Source organism: Streptomyces sp. NPDC101191 (assembly GCF_044767915.1).
In the GTDB taxonomy this organism is placed as follows: domain Bacteria; phylum Actinomycetota; class Actinomycetes; order Streptomycetales; family Streptomycetaceae; genus Streptomyces.
This window is the reverse complement of sequence record NZ_JBIWOU010000001.1, coordinates 421,695-439,391: the sequence shown is the minus strand read 5'-3', so window position 1 is coordinate 439,391 and position 17,697 is coordinate 421,695. Positions and strand designations below refer to the sequence as shown.

Genomic DNA, 17,697 nt, shown 5'->3' with positions numbered 1-17,697 from the left:
GTGTGGTCGAAGGGTGGGACGGGGCACCTGCATCGCTGTCCGCAGGCGCCGAAGCCCGACCACCATCGCGCGGCGACCCCGGCCGGGGCGTCCACCACGGAGTGGAGACGCGGGGTAAACCCGTGCGGCAGCGGGCTCCGGCGCAAACTGCTCCTCTGGTATGACGATCTCCCGACGAGCCGGCACGTAGCATCGCGCGATGCGCATCACGGCCCTCTGGGCGAGGTGGTTCGGCGGCGTGGATCCCCGGCTCGTCGACGCGACGGTGGCCGTGGGGCTGGTGGCGGCGACGGTCGCGATCGGTCACCAGTACCACCCGGCCGGCTGGCCGCCGTTCGATGCGCCCGCCTACGCCCTGAGCGCGCTGGTCGGCCTGCCACTGGCCCTGCGCCGGGTCGCCCCGGTCGGCGCGCTCGTCGCCTCCTGCCTGGCCTTCGCCTGCTACCTGGCCGCCGGCTACCAGCCCTCGCTGAACTTCTGGGGGCCGGCGATCGCCCTGTACGGCGTCGCCGCCCAGCGGCCGCCCCGCACCGCCGCCGCGGCCGCCGCACTCGTCGCCTCCGTCATCCTCTACAGCGGCCTGACCGCTCCCGAACTCGGCGTCGCCGTGGCCGTGATCCAGGCCCTGGCGGTGCCCTCGGTCATCTGGGTGTTCGGCAACGGTGCCCGTCGGCTCGCCCGGCGGAACCGGCAACTGGCCCAGCTCACCGCGCAGCTCCACCTGGCGCAGGAGGAGCGGGCGAAGCGGGCGGTCGCCGAGGAGCAGCGCCGCATCGCCCGCGAGCTCCACGACGTGGTCGCCCACCACATGTCGGTCATCAACGTGCAGGCGGGGATGGCCGGATATGTCTTCCGGTCCGAGCCGGACACCGCCCGCGCGGCCCTCGACACGATCACGCAGACCAGTCAGGAGGGGCTGCGGGAGCTGCGCCGCATCCTCTCCCTCCTGCGCTCCGAGGCCGCCGGGACGGGAGGGACGCCGCTCGCGGGCGGCGACTCGGGCACGTGGTACGCCCCGATGCCCGGCCTCGCCGGCCTCGCCGACGTGGCGGAACGCGTCCGGGCCGCGGGCGTCCCGGTCGACCTGACGACCACGGGCACGCCCCGGCCGCTCCCTCCCGGCACCGAACTGTGCGCGTACCGGGTGGTGCAGGAGGCGCTCACGAACGTCCTCAAGCACGCCCGGCCGGCCCGGGCCGAGGTGCTCGTGGAGCACCGGCCGACCGAACTGCGCGTCACCGTCACCGACGACGGCCGTCCCCACGGTCAGGATCCGGCCAAGCTTCCGCCACGCCCGGGACACGGCTTGATCGGCATGCGGGAACGCGCCAGGCTCTACGGCGGAACAGTGGACGCAGGCCCTCGGGCCGAGGGGGGATTCCGCGTGTGCCTGAGACTTCCCGTCACCAGCGAGAGCTCCGACCGGTGGGGGAGCCCGCCTCCGGCATGACCAGCGTGCTCGTGGTGGACGACCAGGACCTGATCCGGGCCGGGCTCGTCGCGCTCCTCCGCGCGGCCCCGGGCATCGAGGTCGTCGGTGAGGCCGCCGACGGCGAGTCGGCGGTCGCCTGCGCGGCGCGTCTCCGGCCCGACGTGATCCTGATGGACATCCGCATGCCCGGCATGGACGGCACGGTGGCCACCGAGCGCATCCTCGCGGACGCCGCTGCCGCCGACTCCGCCGCCCCGCCGCCCCGGATCCTGGTCCTGACCACCTTCGGCCTCGACGAGTACGTCTACGCCGCGCTGCGCGCGGGAGCCTCCGGCTTCCTCCTCAAGGACACCGGCCCGCAGCGCCTCATCGACGCGGTCTCGGCGGTGGGCCACGGCGACCTGCTCTTCGCGCCGAGCGTCACCCGCCGCCTGATCGAGACCTACGTGAGCAACGCCGACCCCGCCCCCGACCCCGGGAGCGACCTCGACCTCCTCACCGCCCGTGAATGCGAGGTCCTGCGCCTGACCGCCCGGGGGCTGTCGAACACGGAGATCGCCGAACAGCTCTACATCGGGGAGGCGACCGTCAAGACCCACCTCAACCGCACCATGAGCAAGCTGAACCTGGACAGCCGCGCCCAGGCCGTCGTCCTGGCCTACGAGACCGGCCTGGTCGTCCCGGGCGGCCCGGCCGCCTGAGCGGACCGGTAGCGTCGCGGCATGACGGACGACTGGCGAACAGACCGCATCGGAACCGCCCTTCGGGGCGAGAACCCGACCGTGCTCAGGCGACTGCGATCCGGCTTCGCGGTGATGGGCGACGTGCAGTTCCTGCCGGGCTACACGGTGCTCCTCGTCGACGAACCCGGCGTCCAGCGCCTGTCGGACCTGCCGCGCCCCAAGCGCCTCGCCTTCCTCTCCGACATGGACCGCCTCGCGGAAGCGGTCGAACGGGCCTGCCGGCGCCTGGACCCGGCCTTCCGCCGGGTCAACATCGAGATCCTCGGCAACACGGACCCGTTCCTGCACGCCCACGTCTGGCCGCGCTACACATGGGAGCCGGCTGACCTGGTCGGCGGGCCGGTGTGGACCTATCCGCGCGACCGGTGGACCGACGACCGCTTCGCGCTCGCTCCGCGGCACGACGTGCTCCGCGAGGAGATCGGGACGGAGCTGGACCGCCTGGGCGGGGCGCCCGGGGACGGGTGACGGACCGCCGCGAGCGGCCCGTGCCCGGCGCGCGCAGACGGATCGTCGCCCAGGCCGGGCGGGCGCGGGACGAAGCCGTCAGGCCCGGACGAGCGCGTCGACGACCTCGTACACGTGCTGCTGGTCATGCTCCACCGCCCCGGTCCGCACCGGGCACGGGCCGTGTCTAGATGCCGGGCCCGTAACCGGGGTCGGGTGTCCGGCGGGGGTGCCAGACCGCCGGCACCCCCCACAGGAACAGGGCGAGGACCGCGAGTGAGGCGAGGGCGGCCGGCCAGATGCGGCCGGTCCGGCGCAGCGTCAGGACCCAGGCGACCAGGGGCAGCACGGAGGCGCCGACGAGGATGAGCGGGAGGTCGACGAAGACGACGCTCAGGTCGCGGGCGTGCCCCTCGAAACCACCGTCGATGCTGTAGGCGGCCCGTGGGGTCCACAGGAGCAGCCCGGCGAGCGCTCCCAGCGCGGGCAGCAGACAGCCGCCAGCGCTCTCGACGATCGCTCCGCCTCGTGTCCTGTCGGTCGCGCGCTCCCGGTTCATGACCGGGAAGGACGCGCCTCCCCTCGCCGTGGTTGCGGTGGGCGCCGGGTCCCGGCTCGGCCGTGACGCCTGGGGCGTGGCGTGCGGTGGGGCGCCTCATGGGGCGGCACGCGGCTCCGCCCGCACCACCGGTCACCGTCCGGCGCGCCCGGATCCCGCCTCGCCGCCGCGGCGGGGGAGCGCCGACCCTCGCCTTATGGGGGAACTCGAGGCCGTACACCTGCCGGTCGACACCGGTGCCGCCTGGGAGAACGTGGACCGGCAGCAGGCCCGCGACGAGGGGGCGGACGGGCCCGCGCCGCCCGCCCCGCCGGTGTGCCCGCGATGCGGATACCGGTGTGAGCGGCGGCCCACCTACTACGGCGCCCACGTCCTGTTCGAGAACGCCGAGAGGCAGCCGGCGCACCTCGTGCCCGTCGGCCACAGGTGGTACGTGGACCCCGGCGGACGGGTCTGGAACGGGGGCACCGGCGAACCGGCGCCCGGGGCGCGCTCGTTCGTGCCGCACCGCCTGAGGTGCCCCGCCCTGGCGCTGGTGGACGCGCCCGGCGCGCCGCACGGCTGACCGGGAGGGGAGTGACGCCGGCGGCGGGCCCGTAACCGGCGGACCCTCCAGGGCGGTTGACGAAAGGTATGGACCAATCTACGGTCTGCGTGAGCATCGCACGCCATGCCCAGGGTCACCCCCACGTCCCAAGGAGCACGCATGCCCGGCCGTCGCATCGCCAAGGTTCTCGGAACCGCCCTCGCCACCCTGCTCGCCGCCGCCACCGTCCTCACCACCGTCCCCGAGGCCGCCGCCGCACCCTCCGCCGATCCGGAGACCTGCGCCCTCAAGCAGAAGCCCGCCGGGAAGGTCCTCCAGGGCTACTGGGAGAACTGGGACGGCGCGGCGAACGGCGTCCACCCGCCCTTCGGGTGGGCGCCCATCGACGACCCGCGCTTCGCCGCGCACGGCTACAACGTCATCAACGCCGCCTTCCCGGTGATCCGTTCGGACGGCACCGTGCTGTGGGAGGACGGCATGGACAGCACCGTCCGGGTGGCCACCCCGGCCGAGATGTGCCGCGCCAAGGCGGCCGGCGCCACCGTCCTGATGTCCATCGGCGGGGCCGCCGCGGGCATCGACCTGAGCTCCCGAGCCGTCGCCGACCGGTTCGTCGAGACCGTCGTACCCCTCCTGAAGAAGTACAACTTCGACGGGATCGACATCGACATCGAGACCGGACTCGTGGGCAGCGGCAGCATCACCACGCTCTCCACCTCGCAGGCCAACCTCGTGCACATCATCGACCAGGTGCTCGCCCGCATGCCCGCAGGCTTCGGCCTGACGATGGCACCCGAGACGGCCTACGTGACCGGCGGCAGCGTCGCCTACGGGTCGATCTGGGGCGCGTACCTGCCGATCGTGAAGAAGTACGCGGACAACGGACGCCTGTGGTGGCTCAACATGCAGTACTACAACGGAAGCATGTACGGCTGCTCGGGCGACTCGTACTCCGCCGGCACCGTCGCCGGATTCGTCGCCCAGACCGACTGCCTCAACCGCGGCCTCGTCGTCCAGGGCACGACCGTCCGGGTGCCCTACGACAAGCAGGTCCCCGGCCTCCCCGCCCAGCCGGGCGCGGGCGGCGGCTACCTGGCACCGTCGGCGGTCGCCCAGGCCTGGAGGAACTACAACGGAGCGCTCAAGGGCCTGATGACCTGGTCCGCCAACTGGGACGGGTCGAAGGGCTGGACCTTCGGCGACAACGTCAAGAGCCTCCAGGGCCGCTAGGGGTGCCTCGCCGGTCAGGTGGGGCACGCGGCGCATGCGCCACCTGAACCGACCGCCGCGCCGTCCGGTCCCGTGTCCCGCACCTTCGGAAGGTGCGGGACACGGGACCGTTGTCGGTATCCCGTCAGGACGCCGGGACGTCGTCCACGTAGGCCGTGCCGGCGCTCCGGTACGCGGCGACCTTCGCCGCCACCTGCGCCGGGGTGAGCACCCGGTCCTTGACGTGGAGGACGTAGTCGACCTGCTGGTCGTAGGCGCGCGGTGTCGTCGACGTCTGGCCGTTGAGATCGATCAGCCACTGGTTGAAGTTGATCGACATGGGCCGCTCGGGCAGGTACGCCGCACCGTGCGTCCCGAAGGGCTGTCCGTCGATGTAGTACGTGATCGCGCTGTTGTCGATGGTCACGACCAGGTCGTGCCAGCCCGCGAAGCTCTGCCGGCTCTCGCTGTGCTGGTTGACCGCCTGCCACGGGTCGGGGTTGTAGGTCTCCCACGAGGTCGTGTAGAGGATGTTGCCCGGCTCGCCCCAGCCCCCGTTGGGCAGGTACTCGAAGTCGTACTCGGCGTAGTCGTCGGCCATCGGGGCCTTGAGGTCGTTGATGGTGAAGAAGGTCTGCACGACGTGGTCGCCGTCGGGCCCGGAGTTCGGCGCGTCGGAGAACCGGACCCGGGCCGCGTAGGTGCCGTTCCGGAACTTCGTCGCCTTCGTGAGGACTTCGGTGTGGCGGGTCGACTCGCCGGTCCCCGCGGTGGACGTCTCCAGGTTCATCACGGTGCCGCCGCCCTGGGCGGAGAAGGTGACCTTCGACGGGTCCCACGTGGCCCCCGGCACGCCGGGGCCGCCGGAGTTCGCGCGCACGTTCCAGCCGTGGGCCGCGAGCGCGGGATCCGCCGACGAGGCGTACGTGAAGTCGTCGAACAGCGTCTGACCGCCGCCCGGCGGGTCGGTCGGGTCCGTGGGCGGGTCGGTGGGTTCGGTCGGGTCGTTGCCCCCGGGGGCGACGCCCCAGACGCGCGTGCCGGCCACGTCGGCCGTCACCTTGCTCCAGTCGGCGTACGAGGTCTGGCCGCCGCCGAAGGAGTAGTCGTCGCTCTGGTTCAGCGGCTGCCACGTCGACCGGTAGAAGCGCAGCTGCATGTCGCCCGTGTCCGCGCCCGGCGCCAGCGAGCCCGCGGCCGAGGTGAACCCGATCTCCAGATACCGGTCGGCCGTGGCGGTCGGCTTCGCGAGGGTCCCGAAGGTGCCGGTGATGGCGGAGCACCCCCTGACCGCCCAGGAGCAGGCGAACCGGTAGGCGGCGTCAGGAGAGTCGGCCTTGAAGTAGTACCGGATCCTGACCTGGCTCAGCTGCACGGCGGAGGAGCCGGTGTTGCGGACCTTGAACCAGGGCTCGCTCTGGTCGGCGCTGCCGCCGCCGGCGCTGGTCCGGTACTGCACGGCCACGCCTTCGCCGGCCGCGGACGCGGCGGTCACGGGAAGGGTGGCCAGTGCCGCGCTGCCCAGGAGCGCGGTCAGGGCGAGGGCCGCGCGTGAGCGACGGCCGGCGGTGCCGGTGGTGGGACGCGTACTCATCCGTGGGTTCCTTTCGGTGCTCCCGCCTGCTGCGGGAGAGCGGAGGGGGTGGTGCACGGTGGATCGCGGAGGGGGTCGGTCGGAGGAGGCCGGTCAGAGAGGGCCGGTCAAAGGTGAGGGAGGGGGAAGCGGTCGGCGGAGGCGAAGGGTCACGCCGACGCATGGGCCGGCGGCGCGGGTGGCTTCGGAGGCCGCGGCAGGCTCGGCGGTGTCGCGTGCGGAACCCCCAGCGCGTCCAGCCGCGCCGCGTGCCCGCCGAGGCGGGCACGGAACTCCGGCCAGCCGGCCGCCGGGTTCCACAGGCGTTCGGCCAGTGCGCAGAGCCGGGGAAAGCTCAGGTACTCGATGTGCTCCGGCGTCGTGACGAACTCGGTCCACAACTGCCCCTGTGCGCCGAGCACCCGGGCCGCCAGTTCGGGCTCCGAGGGCGGGGCCGCGAGGTCCAGGTCGTGCACGGTCCGCAGCCCGACCACGTGGCCGGGCTGCCCGGGCGGCTCCAGCGGCCCCTCGCCCCGGGCGTAGTCCAGGTAGGTCGTGCGATGGTCGGCGTACACGACCTCGTGACCGCGCCGGGCCGCCGCCCAGGCGTGCTCGGGCTCGCGCCAGCTCATCACCACGCAGTCCAGGGGGAGCGTCGTGCCCGTCTCGGCCCAGGCCACCGGCCGACGCCCGGCCCGTACGAGGTGGTCGGCGACGCGCCCGAGGAACCAGCCGTGCAGCTCCCGGGGGCCGGAGAGGTGCTCGCGGGCCGCGCGGGCGACCGCGGCCGGGCTGTGCTCCCACTCCGTCGTCGGGCACTCGTCGCCGCCGATGTGGACGTACGGGGAGGGGAAGACGTCTGTCACCTCGTCCAGGACCGTACGGAAGAAGTCCAGGACGTGATCGCCGACGCCCAGCACGTTCGGGCAGACACCCCACCGCGTCCAGACGTCGAGGCGCCGCCCTGGACGGTTACCCAGCTCGGGGTAGGCGGCGAGCGCGGCGCGCACGTGCCCGGGCACCCCGATCTCCGGCACCACCGTCACGCCCCGCGCGCTCGCGTAGGCCACGAGCTCCGCCAGTTCGCCGCGCGTGTACGCCCCGGAGTGCGGCCGGCCGTCGAAGCGGTTGCTCCCCGCCGGGCCGATCATCGACTCGGCCCGCCGGCCGCCGACCTCGGTGAGCCGCGGGTAGGCGGCCACCGGCATCCGCCAGCCCTGGTCGTCGGTCAGGTGCAGCTGCAGCACGTTGAGCTTGTGCAGCGCGAGCAGGTCGACGTAGCGGCGCAGGTACGACACCGGCTGGAAGTGGCGGGCCACGTCGAGCATCGCGCCCCGCCACGCGTGCCGCGGCACATCCGTGATCTCCACGCCGGGGAGGTCGAGACCGGCCGGGCCACCCGTCACCGGCCGGTCCGCGGACAGGACCTCGTACGGCAGGAGTTGACGCACCGTCTGCACGCCGCGGAACAGTCCGGCGGACTGGGCCGCGCGCAGCAGCACCCCTTCGGGGCCGACGGTCAGCCCGTAGCCCTCCTCGCCGAGTCCGGTGAGCGAGGCGTCGACGGCGAGGACGAACGTTCCGTCCGGGCTCTGCTCCGGGCGCCGTCCCAAGGCCGCCTCCAGATGGTGGCGCAGCAGATCGGCGGCGGGTTCGGCGCCGGGAGTGACCCGGAGCCGGGTGCCGGTGTCGAGGCGGAAACGCCCGGGGCGGGCGGAGAGCTTGCGGGGGCGGGGTACGAGGGCGAGTTCGGGGCGAGCGGGTTCCACGGGCTCTGTCTCCGGTGGTGGTGTCGGGGGCGGCGGGAGTGACGGTCGGCGTCGGTGCGGGGGCGGGGCCGGGCGTCAGCCCTTGACCCCTCCGGACGGGTCAGCCCTTGACCCCTCCGGACGCGAGTCCCGAGGTCACGTGCCGCTGCAGGGCGAGGAAGACGACGAGGGCGGGGAGGGCGAAGAGCGTGGAGGCGGCCATGGTCGCGCCCCAGTCGGTGCCGAAGGTCGACTGGAAGGAGGAGAGCCAGACCGGCAGCGTCCGGCTGTCCTGCTGCTTGATGATGAGGAAGTTGGCGTACGTGAACTCGTTCCAGGCGGTGATGAACCCGAAGAGCGAGGTGGCCATGAGGCCGGGCGCGAGCAGGGGGAACGCCACGCGGCGGAAGGCGCCGACCCGGGTGCAGCCGTCGACCTGTGCCGCCTCCTCCAGCTCGGGCGGGATGCCGGCGATGAAGCCCCGCAGCACCACCACCGTGAACGGCAGCGTGATCATGAAGTAGACCAGGGTGAGGGTGGGCAGCCGGTCGAGCATCCCGGTGTCCCGGGAGATGATGTAGACCGGGATGACCAGCGACTCCCACGGCGCCATCTGCGCGATGAACACCGCCAGCATGAACTGTCGTCGGCCTCGCCAGCGCAGCCGCGCCACCGCGTAGGCGGCGCCGAGCGCCACGACGAGCGCCAGGAGGACCGCGCTGAGGGTCACGAGCACGCTGTTGCGCCAGAACAGCGCGAATCCGTCCGCGTCGACGGCCCGCCGGAAGTGGTCGAGGGTCCATTCCCGCGGAATCAGGCGCGGCTCGTAGGACTGGATGTCGCGCGACGGCCGGAACGCGGTCGCCACCATCCAGTAGACGGGGAAGAGGCAGACGGCCACGGTCAGGGCGGCCGCCGCCCGCAGCGGCAGGCGGCGCAGTGCGGGGCTCACGGGCTCTCACCCTCCTGACGGAACAACTGGCGGAAGGAGAGGACGAGGACACCGCTCATCAGCAGCACCGTGAGCATGGACGCCGCGGACCCCAGGTCGTAGCGCTGCTGGGCGAGGGCGGTCTGCACGGCGTACACCGGCAGGATGGTCGTGGCGTCACCCGGCCCGCCCCGGGTCATCACCCAGATCTGGACGAAGGCCTTGAAGGTCCAGATGACCTCCAGCGACAGCACCAGCATGAAGATCGGCCGCATCAGCGGGAAGGTCACCGAGCGGAAGATCCGGACGCCGCCGGCACCGTCCATCCGCGCGGACTCGTAGAGCTCGACCGGTACGGTCGTCAGCGCCGAGTACAGGGTGATCGCCGCGAACGGCACCGACTGCCAGACGACGAGCAGGACGACGATGGCGAACGCGGCGCCGCCGTGCGCGAACCAGGGATAGCCCTCGAAGGAGCTGAACCCCAGACCGGTGAGCGCCTCGTTGACGATGCCGAACTCGGAGTGGAAGAGCCACTGGAAGACCGTGGTGGCAGCCACCACCGGCACCGCCCACACCAGGACCAGCGAGCTGAGGACGGCGGTCCTGCCGACCTTCCCCAGCCGTTCGGTCATCAGGGCGACCAGCGTGGACAGGAACATGATGGCGACCACGTTGACCGCCATGAAGGCGAAGGTACGGCGGACCACCTCCCAGAAGCGGGGGTCCGACAGCAGCGTCTCGTAGTTGTGCAGTCCCACGAACTCGGCGTCACCCAGGATGAGTTGCCGGAGGCGGAAGTCCTGGAATGAGATGAGGACGGCGCGGGCGAGCGGATAGAGCAGCAGGTACAGCATCCCGGCGACCGCGGGGGCGATCAGGAGATAGGCCCAGGGTGAGCCCGGGCCGCCCGCGCGGAGCGGGGCGGGGCGGCCCATGCTCAGGAACCGCTGTTCAGGGTGGTGGTGATGGCCTGTGCCGCCTTGGCGGCCTCGGTACGCGGGTCACCACCGGTCAGGACGGCCGTCATGTAGTCCTTGATCGGGTTCTTGGCCTCGACCGCCGCCCACTGTGGTGTGTTCGGCGTCGCGTGGCCGTTGGCGGCGCCGACCGCCATCGCCGCGGCGCCGGGATCGCCGGCGACGGCGCCGGCCAGGGTGGTCCGGTTGGGCACGTAGCTCATCGCCGTCGCGAGCTTCGTCTGCCAGGTGTCGCCGGTGAGTTCCTTGAGGAAGGTGAAGGCCTCCCTCTGGTGCCCGGCCGCGGCCGGTACGACCAGGTCGGAGCCGCCGGTGAAGACGGCGCCCGGTCTGTCCGCGGTCTTCCCGGGGATCGGGAAGAAGCCCAGCTTCCCCTTCAGGGCGGGGTTGTTCTGGGCGACCACGTGGGCTCCGCCGGGAGCGGCGATGATCTGGGCGATCTGCCCCTTCGCCATCACCTCGGCCTGCGGCGGCTGCGCCTCGTCGGAGTCCTTCGGGCCCCTGCCCAGGGACTGGAGCCGCTGGTAGAAGGCCATGGCCCGCATGGCCTCGGGGCTGTCGAGCGCGCCCTTCCAGCGGCCGCCCGTCTCGACCGCGAGGTCGCCGCCCTCGTCCCAGATGAACCCGGACAGGGCGTACCAGTTCTGGCCGGGCAGGTAGATGCCCTGGGTGTCGCCCCGGTCGAGCTTCTCCGTCGCCGCGACCCACTGCTCCCGTGTCCTGATCCGCTGGGCGTCGACGCCCGCCCGCCGGAAGAGGTCGGTGCGGTAGACGACGACGCGGTTGGCCGCGTAGTACGGGATGCCGTACTGCTTTCCGTCGTACGCGCCGGGCTCCGCGAGCCCCTTGAGCCAGGTGTCGCCGCCCAGTTCGCCGACCTTGTCCGTGAAGTCGGTGAGGCCGCCGCTCTGGGCGTACCGGGCGACCTGGGTGTTGCCCACCTCGATGACGTCGGGCGCGTCGTTCCCGGCGAGGGCGGCGGTGACCTTCTCGCCTATCCCGTCCCATTCCTGGACCTGGATCTTCAGGTCGATCTCGGGGTGGTCCTTCTCGAACCCCGTTTCGAACTCCTTCTGGAAGGCCTCCGAGACGCTGTCGCGCATCAGCCAGACGTCGAGGGTGGTCCTGCCGGCCGAGGCGCCGCCCTGCGCCCCGTCGGTCGTGGTGCGGGGGGAGGAGCAGGCGACGAGTCCGGCGCTCAGGAGCAGGGCGGCGAGCAGAGCGGGGGAGCGGTGCTTCACGGTTCACCTCGGGAAGTTGACCAGTTGACCACTGGTTGCTTACCAGTTGTCGCGGGGATGAAGGTGGCATAGACCAATGGGGGCGTCAAGCCCCTTGGAATGAGCGGCATTTCGGGAGTCCTTCATCTCTCTCGCCCGGTCCGAAGGATCCGTCGCCTGCTCTGGTTCCTTGACCAGATGACCAGTTAGGATGACCAGTGCCTTTCCGGGAGCTGGACCGACGAGAACGAGGACCCGAATGGAGATCGACGCCGCCGCCTCCGGTGCGATGCTCAAGCGCGAGCGCGTCCGCGACGCGATCCTCGAACTCGTCGAGGCCCGGCGGGCCGGTGAGGCGATCCCGTCCGAGCGCGTCCTCTGTGCGGAGCTGGGCGTGTCACGCCCCACCCTGCGCGCCGCGGTCGACGAACTCGTGGTCGCGGGACTGCTCGTGCGGGAGCACGGCCGGGGCATGTTCGTCGCCCAGGAGAAGATCACCCAGGAGCTGGTCTCCGACCGCCACGCCTTCAGCCTTCCGCAGGCCGGCGGAGTGTGGACCAGCAGACTCCTGGAGTTCCGCACCCTGCCCGCCGGCGCCCGCGTGGGCCGCAAGCTGCGCGTCTCCCCGGCCGCCGAGATCCGTTACGTGGCCCGGCTCCGGCTCGTCGACGGTTCCCCCATGGCCATCGAGCACCTCCACGTCCCGGCGGACCTCGTGCCCGACCTGACCAGTGAGGAACTGGAGCAGGGAGACCTCTACGAGCACCTGCGCGACCGGCACGGCGTGCACGTGAGCGAAGGCGTGCAGTCCATCGAACCGACCGTCGTCACCCGCGCCGAGGCCGACCTGCTCGACGTGCCCGAACTCTCCCCGGCGCTGTTGTTCGAGCGCCTCACCACCGACACCGGCCACCGCCCCGTGGAGTACGTGCACTCGCTCTACCGCGGCGACCGCTACCGCATCGTCTCCCGTCTGGCCCTGGGCCCAGGCACCCCCACCCCGCCGCCCACCACGGGCCATCACCCCGGCATCCCCCCGGGCGACTTCGCCGGCGGGGACCCGGTCCCGTTCTCCACCCGCGGGGTCGTCCAGCACGGCCTGTGAGGCCGCCCCCGTCGGGCCGCCCATCCGCGGGCCGCGCGTCCTGCGTCCGGAGGGCCCGCCGGTGAGCCGCGACGGGTGGGTGGCCGGTCGCGGGGTTACGGTCGACGCCATGATCGATGACGGCGAGGGCGACGGCGCTGGTGACGGTGGGGCCGCGGCGGCGCGAGCGGAGTCACCGGCGGATCGGGCGGACGCGACGGACGACCCTTCGGGCCGGGCCGGGCGAGGCTGGACCCGCTGCCTGCTCGCCGGCGCCGTCTTCGCCGTCTGCATGGCCGGCACGACGCTCCCCACCCCGCTCTACCCGCTCTACCAGGAGAAGTTCGGCTTCTCCGAGCTCACGGTCACCGTCGTCTACGCGGTCTACGCCTTCGGCGTCATCGGTGTCCTGCTCCTCGTCGGCAACGCCTCGGACACCGTCGGCCGACGCCCCGCCCTCTTCTGGGGCCTCGGCTTCGCCGCGGCGAGCGCCGTCTGCTTCCTGAGCGCCTCCGCCCTCGGCTGGCTCTACGCGGGCCGGTTGCTGTCCGGGCTCGCCGCCGGACTGTTCACCGGCGCCGCGACCGCGTACGTCATGGAACTGGCCCCGCCCGGCGGCGCCTCACGGGCCACCTTCGTCGCGACCGCCGCCAACATGGGCGGCCTGGGCTGCGGCCCCCTCCTCGCGGGACTGCTCGCGGAGTACGCGCCCGCGCCGCTGGTCCTGCCCTTCGCCGTCCACCTCGCCCTGGTGGCCCTCTCGGCGCTCGTCCTCCTGCGGCTCCCCGAGACGGTACGCGACCCGCGCCCGCTCAGCACCGTACGTCCTCGGCGCCCCGCCCTGCCGCCGCAGGTCAGGGCGGTGTTCGTGCCCGCCGCGATCGCGTCCTTCGTGGGCTTCGCCCTCTTCGGGGTGTTCACGTCGGTCAGCCCCGCCTTCCTCGGCCGCTACCTCCACGTCGACAACCACGCCGTCTCCGGCCTCGTCGTCGCGCTGGCCTTCTTCGCCTCGACCGCGGGACAACTCGCCGTCTCCCGGGTCGGAGTCGCCCGCTCCCTGCCGCTCGGCTGCGCCGTCCTCTTCGTCGGCCTGCTCTTCCTCGCCGGCGCGCTCTACGCGGACCTGCTGGTCCTCGTCGTGCTCGCCGCCCTCGTCGGCGGGATCGGGCAGGGCCTCGCCTTCCGTGCCGCCCTGTCCGCCGTCGCCCAGGCCGCCCCGGCCGCCCATCGCGCCGCGGTCATCTCCACCCTCTTCGTCGTCGCCTACACCGGCATCTCCCTGCCGGTCATCGGCGTCGGCCTCCTCGCCGACCCCCTCGGGCTTGAGGAGGCCGGCCTCGTCTTCATCGCCACGATGCTGCTCCTGATCGTCCCGGCGGCCGGATACCTGCTGCGCCGCCCGGTGCGGGAGGACGGCCGCTGAGCCACGGACCTGCGCGGTCCCGGGCGCGGTGGTCGTGGGAGCCCCCTCGGTGGCACGCTGAGGGTATGCAGGATCCGTGCCGACGAGACGCGGGAGGATCCGATGGGCCGAGACGTCCCGGCGCAGGAGTTCACCCGTGACGACCGCCGCCGCTTCCGGGACCGGCTGCACGCCTGCCTCGACGCGTTGGCCCGGATGCTGCGCGAGTCACGCTTCGAGATCGACCGACCACAGGTCGGGCTGGAGATCGAGCTGAACCTGGTCGACGAGGCGAGCCGGCCCGCCATGCGCAGCACGGAGGTCCTCGCCGCCATCGCGGACCCCGCCTGGGCGAGCGAGCTCGGCCGGTTCAACCTGGAGATCAACATCATGCCCCGGCGGCTCACCGCGGGCGGTCCGGACGCCTGGGAGCTGGAGATCCGCGAGGCCCTCGACCACGCCGAGGCCAAGGCGGCGTCGGTCGGCGCGCACCTCGTCATGATCGGCACCCTGCCGACGCTCGAACGCACCGACGTCGACCATGCCGCCCTCTCCGAGGACCCCCGCTACCACCTCCTCAACGAACAGATCTTCGCCGCGCGCGGTGAGGACCTGCTCATCGAGATCGACGGCGTCGAGCGGCTGCGCACGTACGCCGACACCATCACCCCCGAGGCCGCCTGCACCAGCACACAGTTCCATCTCCAGGTCGCCCCGGACGAGTTCGCCGACCACTGGAACGCCGCCCAGGCCATCGCCGGCGTGCAGGTGGCGCTGGCCGCCAACTCGCCGTTCCTGTTCGGTAAGGAACTCTGGAGCGAGACCCGGATCCCCCTGTTCGAGCAGGCCACCGACACCCGCCCCGACGAGATCAAGGTGCAGGGCGTACGGCCCCGCGTCTGGTTCGGCGAACGCTGGATCACCAGCGTCTTCGACCTCTTCGAGGAGAACGCCCGCTACTTCTCGGCCCTCCTCCCGCTCTGCGAGGACGAGGACCCCGCGGCGACCCTCGACGAGGGCCGCATCCCCCAACTCGGCGAGCTCTCCCTCCACAACGGCACCGTCTACCGCTGGAACCGCCCCGTGTACGCCGTCGTCGACGGCGTCCCGCACCTGCGGGTCGAGAACAGGGTCCTGCCCGCCGGCCCCACGGTCGCCGACGTCCTGTCCAATGGCGCCTTCTACTACGGACTCGTCCGCGCCCTCGTCGACGAGGACCGGCCCGTCTGGACGCGCATGTCCTTCTCCGCCGCCGAGGACAACCTCCACACGGCGGCCCGCCGAGGCATCGACGCCGAGCTCTACTGGCCCGGCATGGGGCAGGTCCCGGTCACCGAACTCGTCCTGCGCCGGCTGCTCCCGCTCGCCCACCGCGGCCTCGAACGCCTGGGCCTCAACGCCGACTGGCGCGAACCCCTCCTGGGGATCATCGAGCAGCGCTGCGTCTCCGCGCGCAACGGCGCCGTCTGGCAGTCGGAGATGTTCCACCACCTCCACGACATCGCCCACCTCGACCGCTCCGAGGCCCTGCGCCGCATGACCCGTCAGTACGTCGAGTACATGCACCTCAACGCGCCGTGCCACACCTGGCCGGTGGACTGACCACACGCTCGGCTCCGGAAGGACACCGTGCGCCGGGCCGATGCACGGCACCCGCCCGTGGGGCGGGACCCGCGGTCGCTCAGGCGAAGCACTCCAGGATCATCGGCAGGTCCTCCAGCCACTGCTGCAGGCGGCCCCGTCTGCGCGCGGCGATCAGGCACTGGCGCGCGGTGCCGTTGTGCAGGTGCACGGTGACCAGGAGGTGCTTCGTGCCCCAGGCGTGGTACGCGACGTGCCGGATCTCGGGCCAGGCCAGATGCACGTCACCGATGTCGGAGCCGAGCGACACACCCGCGGAGTCGATGAGCAGGGACGCCTTCGCGTCGACAGCCATGAAGGACGGGTCGGCATCGGACGCCACCACGGGGGCGGGGACGGCCGGCGGCCCGAAGGGCGTCGGAGCCTGGTGCGAGGGGAGCGCGTAGGGCGGGACGACACCCGGGGGCACGGACCGCTGCGGCCCGGGAGCGTTCGACGGCGCGTAGGCGGGCGGCGGCGGGGGCGCCACCACGGTCGTCGGGGGCGCCACCACCGTCGTCGGGGGCGCCACCACCGTCGGCGGGTGCGGGGCGGTCTGCGGCGCGAACAGGTCGAGCAGGCCCTCCGGTGTCGGCCGGCTCCCCGGCTCCTTGGCCAGACAGGACTCCACGGTCGGCCGCAGCCCGGCCGGCACGGCGGTCACGTTCGGCGGCTCGTGCACCGACCGGTACATCAGCCCTATCGGTGTACCCGTGCCGAACGCGCTGCCGCCCGCCGCCGCGACGAGCACCGCGCCGAGCGCGAACACGTCCGCCGCGCCGCCGACCTCCTGGCCCAGCGCCTGCTCCGGCGCCAGGAATCCCGGCGTCCCGAAGGCGGTCCCGGTCGCGGTGAGACGGCTCGACTCCAGCGCCCGCGCGATACCGAAGTCGAGGACCCGCGGTCCGTCCGCGGCCATGATGATGTTCCCGGGCTTCAGATCGCGGTGCACCAGACCGCAGCCGTGGATCGCCTCCAAGGCCTCGGCGAGCGCGGCGCCCAGCTGCCGCAGCCGCGCCTCGTCCATCGGCCCCTCGGCCTCGAGCAGCGCGGCGAGCGTCGGCCCGGCGACGTACGCCGTGGCCAGCCAGGGCAGCGCCGCCTCCGGGTCCGCGTCGACGACGGGCGCCGTGTGGAACCCGCCCACGCTGCGCGCCGCGGCGACCTCGGCCCGGAACCGCTCCCGGAAGTGCGCGTCGGACGCGAGCTCCGGGCGCGCCACCTTCACGGCCACGGCCCGTCCGCCCCGGGACCGCGCGAGATAGACGGTGCCCATCCCCCCGGCGCCCAACACCCGCTCCACGGCGTACGCGCCGATCCGCTCGGGTAGGGCCGCTACGCCCGCCCAGTGCTCCATGTGCTGCCCGTCTCCCCTGTGTTGAGCCGCCCCAGTATGACGCAGCCGGGGCGGTCCGCCGACCACCTGTCCGGCGGCGAACATCCGTGATCGGGAAGGGGGTGGCCGAGTGGGACCGCGATGGGACAGCGGCGGGGGGAGCGCGCTCCCCCCAAGAGGGGGCGCGCGGCCCACGCGCGCGCTACCGATTGCCTCTGGCATATGACCGAATCGCCTGCGGGGTGCCGCCGGTCCTCTGCATCGTGGTGTCCGGCGGCCGCGGGGAAGCGGCCGGCCACGGTCGAGACGGAGGAACCCGTGATGCTGCCCTGGGTACGTGAGGGATACGAGTCGCACGAAGGAACGGCGGACGTGCGGTCGGTGAACGGCGAAGAGCCGCCGACGTCGACGCGCGGGAGGTGCGCCTGCGGCTGGCAGGGCGAGCACACCTACCCCGTGGACGGAGACCAGGTCCCGGGCGGCGCCCGGGCCACCCACGACACGCCCGGTCCGAAGCGTGACTGGGACGCCCACATGGACCGGGTCGCCGCCCGCGCTGCCCCGCTCCCCGACGATGTCGCCGCCCTCCTGGACGAGCTCCGCGACCGCCTGGACACACTCCTCGACCACGCCCCGCTGATCGCACTGAAGGCGGCCGACGCGCTCCAGGGCGTCGTGGCGTCCACCGGGCCCGTCGCTGCCCTGTTCCTCACCCGCGCCGCGGAAGTGCTTCCCATGTCGCGCCTCGCCGAACTCCTCGGCATGACCGAGGAGGCGGCCGGCTCACGCCTGGCCCACTACCGGCAATTGAACCGCTGACTCCCTGCCCCGCGCGGTGTCCGCCCGGAACCGGGGCCGGGGCTCGC

General features: G+C 72.8%; 16 protein-coding genes. 9 read left to right on the top strand and 7 right to left on the bottom strand.

The annotated features are described in order from the left end of the window. The first annotated feature begins 199 nt into the window (after nucleotides 1–199). Genes ACIRQF_RS01980 through ACIRQF_RS01970 form a run of 3 tightly spaced genes read left to right on the top strand, consistent with a single transcriptional unit; the run spans nucleotide 200 to nucleotide 2,643 of the window. The gene (locus ACIRQF_RS01980) at nucleotides 200–1,450 is read left to right on the top strand and encodes a sensor histidine kinase (RefSeq protein WP_404088030.1); all 1,251 of its coding nucleotides are present in this window, start codon (nucleotides 200–202) and stop codon (nucleotides 1,448–1,450) included. After that, the gene (locus ACIRQF_RS01975) at nucleotides 1,447–2,133 is read left to right on the top strand and encodes a response regulator (protein WP_404088028.1); all 687 of its coding nucleotides are present in this window, start codon (nucleotides 1,447–1,449) and stop codon (nucleotides 2,131–2,133) included. Before ACIRQF_RS01980 ends, ACIRQF_RS01975 begins: the two co-directional genes overlap by 4 nt. 21 nt (nucleotides 2,134–2,154) lie before the next feature. Further along, nucleotides 2,155–2,643: an HIT family protein gene (locus tag ACIRQF_RS01970; protein WP_404088026.1), complete on the top strand. Its 489-nt coding sequence runs from the start codon at nucleotides 2,155–2,157 to the stop codon at nucleotides 2,641–2,643. A 166-nt stretch (nucleotides 2,644–2,809) separates the two neighbouring features. Here the strand turns inward: ACIRQF_RS01970 and ACIRQF_RS01965 are convergent, their stop codons facing one another. Continuing rightward, nucleotides 2,810–3,181 (bottom strand): hypothetical protein, encoded by a 372-nt coding sequence (locus tag ACIRQF_RS01965; protein ID WP_404088024.1) that lies wholly within the window; start codon nucleotides 3,179–3,181, stop codon nucleotides 2,810–2,812. Between the two features lie 196 nt (nucleotides 3,182–3,377). Here ACIRQF_RS01965 and ACIRQF_RS01960 point away from each other — a divergent pair, with 196 nt between their 5' ends. Beyond that, nucleotides 3,378–3,746, top strand: coding sequence for a DUF6083 domain-containing protein (locus tag ACIRQF_RS01960; protein WP_404088022.1), 369 nt, complete (start codon nucleotides 3,378–3,380; stop codon nucleotides 3,744–3,746). A 141-nt stretch (nucleotides 3,747–3,887) separates the two neighbouring features. Continuing rightward, on the top strand, nucleotides 3,888–4,958 hold the full coding sequence (locus tag ACIRQF_RS01955; protein WP_376627809.1) for a chitinase: 1,071 nt from the start codon (nucleotides 3,888–3,890) through the stop codon (nucleotides 4,956–4,958). 124 nt (nucleotides 4,959–5,082) lie between these two features. On the opposite strand, the gene ACIRQF_RS01950 is transcribed toward ACIRQF_RS01955, so the two are convergent. The 5 genes from ACIRQF_RS01950 to ACIRQF_RS01930 all read right to left on the bottom strand — a co-directional run bounded on the left by ACIRQF_RS01950 (nucleotide 5,083) and on the right by ACIRQF_RS01930 (nucleotide 11,410). Further along, nucleotides 5,083–6,531, bottom strand: coding sequence for a cellulose binding domain-containing protein (locus ACIRQF_RS01950; protein ID WP_404088019.1), 1,449 nt, complete (start codon nucleotides 6,529–6,531; stop codon nucleotides 5,083–5,085). Nucleotides 6,532–6,680: 149 nt separating this feature from the next. Then, nucleotides 6,681–8,279 (bottom strand): beta-N-acetylhexosaminidase, encoded by a 1,599-nt coding sequence (locus ACIRQF_RS01945; RefSeq protein WP_404088017.1) that lies wholly within the window; start codon nucleotides 8,277–8,279, stop codon nucleotides 6,681–6,683. Between the two features lie 100 nt (nucleotides 8,280–8,379). After that, complete coding sequence (locus tag ACIRQF_RS01940; RefSeq protein WP_404088015.1) at nucleotides 8,380–9,210, bottom strand: carbohydrate ABC transporter permease; 831 nt, start codon at nucleotides 9,208–9,210, stop codon at nucleotides 8,380–8,382. Next, the gene (locus tag ACIRQF_RS01935; protein ID WP_389755686.1) at nucleotides 9,207–10,127 is read right to left on the bottom strand and encodes a carbohydrate ABC transporter permease; all 921 of its coding nucleotides are present in this window, start codon (nucleotides 10,125–10,127) and stop codon (nucleotides 9,207–9,209) included. Before ACIRQF_RS01935 ends, ACIRQF_RS01940 begins: the two co-directional genes overlap by 4 nt. 2 nt (nucleotides 10,128–10,129) lie before the next feature. Continuing rightward, nucleotides 10,130–11,410, bottom strand: a complete 1,281-nt coding sequence (locus tag ACIRQF_RS01930) for an extracellular solute-binding protein (RefSeq protein WP_404088013.1) — start codon at nucleotides 11,408–11,410, stop codon at nucleotides 10,130–10,132. A gap of 238 nt (nucleotides 11,411–11,648) precedes the next feature. Here ACIRQF_RS01930 and ACIRQF_RS01925 point away from each other — a divergent pair, with 238 nt between their 5' ends. The 3 genes from ACIRQF_RS01925 (at nucleotide 11,649) to ACIRQF_RS01915 (ending at nucleotide 15,477) form a co-directional block, all read left to right on the top strand. Then, nucleotides 11,649–12,494 (top strand): GntR family transcriptional regulator, encoded by an 846-nt coding sequence (locus ACIRQF_RS01925; protein WP_404088011.1) that lies wholly within the window; start codon nucleotides 11,649–11,651, stop codon nucleotides 12,492–12,494. Nucleotides 12,495–12,603: 109 nt separating this feature from the next. Continuing rightward, nucleotides 12,604–13,896: an MFS transporter gene (locus tag ACIRQF_RS01920; RefSeq protein ID WP_404088009.1), complete on the top strand. Its 1,293-nt coding sequence runs from the start codon at nucleotides 12,604–12,606 to the stop codon at nucleotides 13,894–13,896. A 102-nt stretch (nucleotides 13,897–13,998) separates the two neighbouring features. After that, the gene (locus ACIRQF_RS01915; protein WP_382477810.1) at nucleotides 13,999–15,477 is read left to right on the top strand and encodes a glutamate-cysteine ligase family protein; all 1,479 of its coding nucleotides are present in this window, start codon (nucleotides 13,999–14,001) and stop codon (nucleotides 15,475–15,477) included. A gap of 79 nt (nucleotides 15,478–15,556) precedes the next feature. Here the strand turns inward: ACIRQF_RS01915 and ACIRQF_RS01910 are convergent, their stop codons facing one another. Beyond that, entirely contained in the window at nucleotides 15,557–16,852 is a 1,296-nt protein-coding gene (locus tag ACIRQF_RS01910) for a serine/threonine-protein kinase (RefSeq protein ID WP_404088007.1), read from the bottom strand. A 300-nt stretch (nucleotides 16,853–17,152) separates the two neighbouring features. Between ACIRQF_RS01910 and ACIRQF_RS01905 the strand changes: the two genes are divergently transcribed. Further along, nucleotides 17,153–17,650, top strand: coding sequence for a hypothetical protein (locus ACIRQF_RS01905; protein WP_404088005.1), 498 nt, complete (start codon nucleotides 17,153–17,155; stop codon nucleotides 17,648–17,650). The last annotated feature ends 47 nt before the right edge of the window (nucleotides 17,651–17,697 follow it).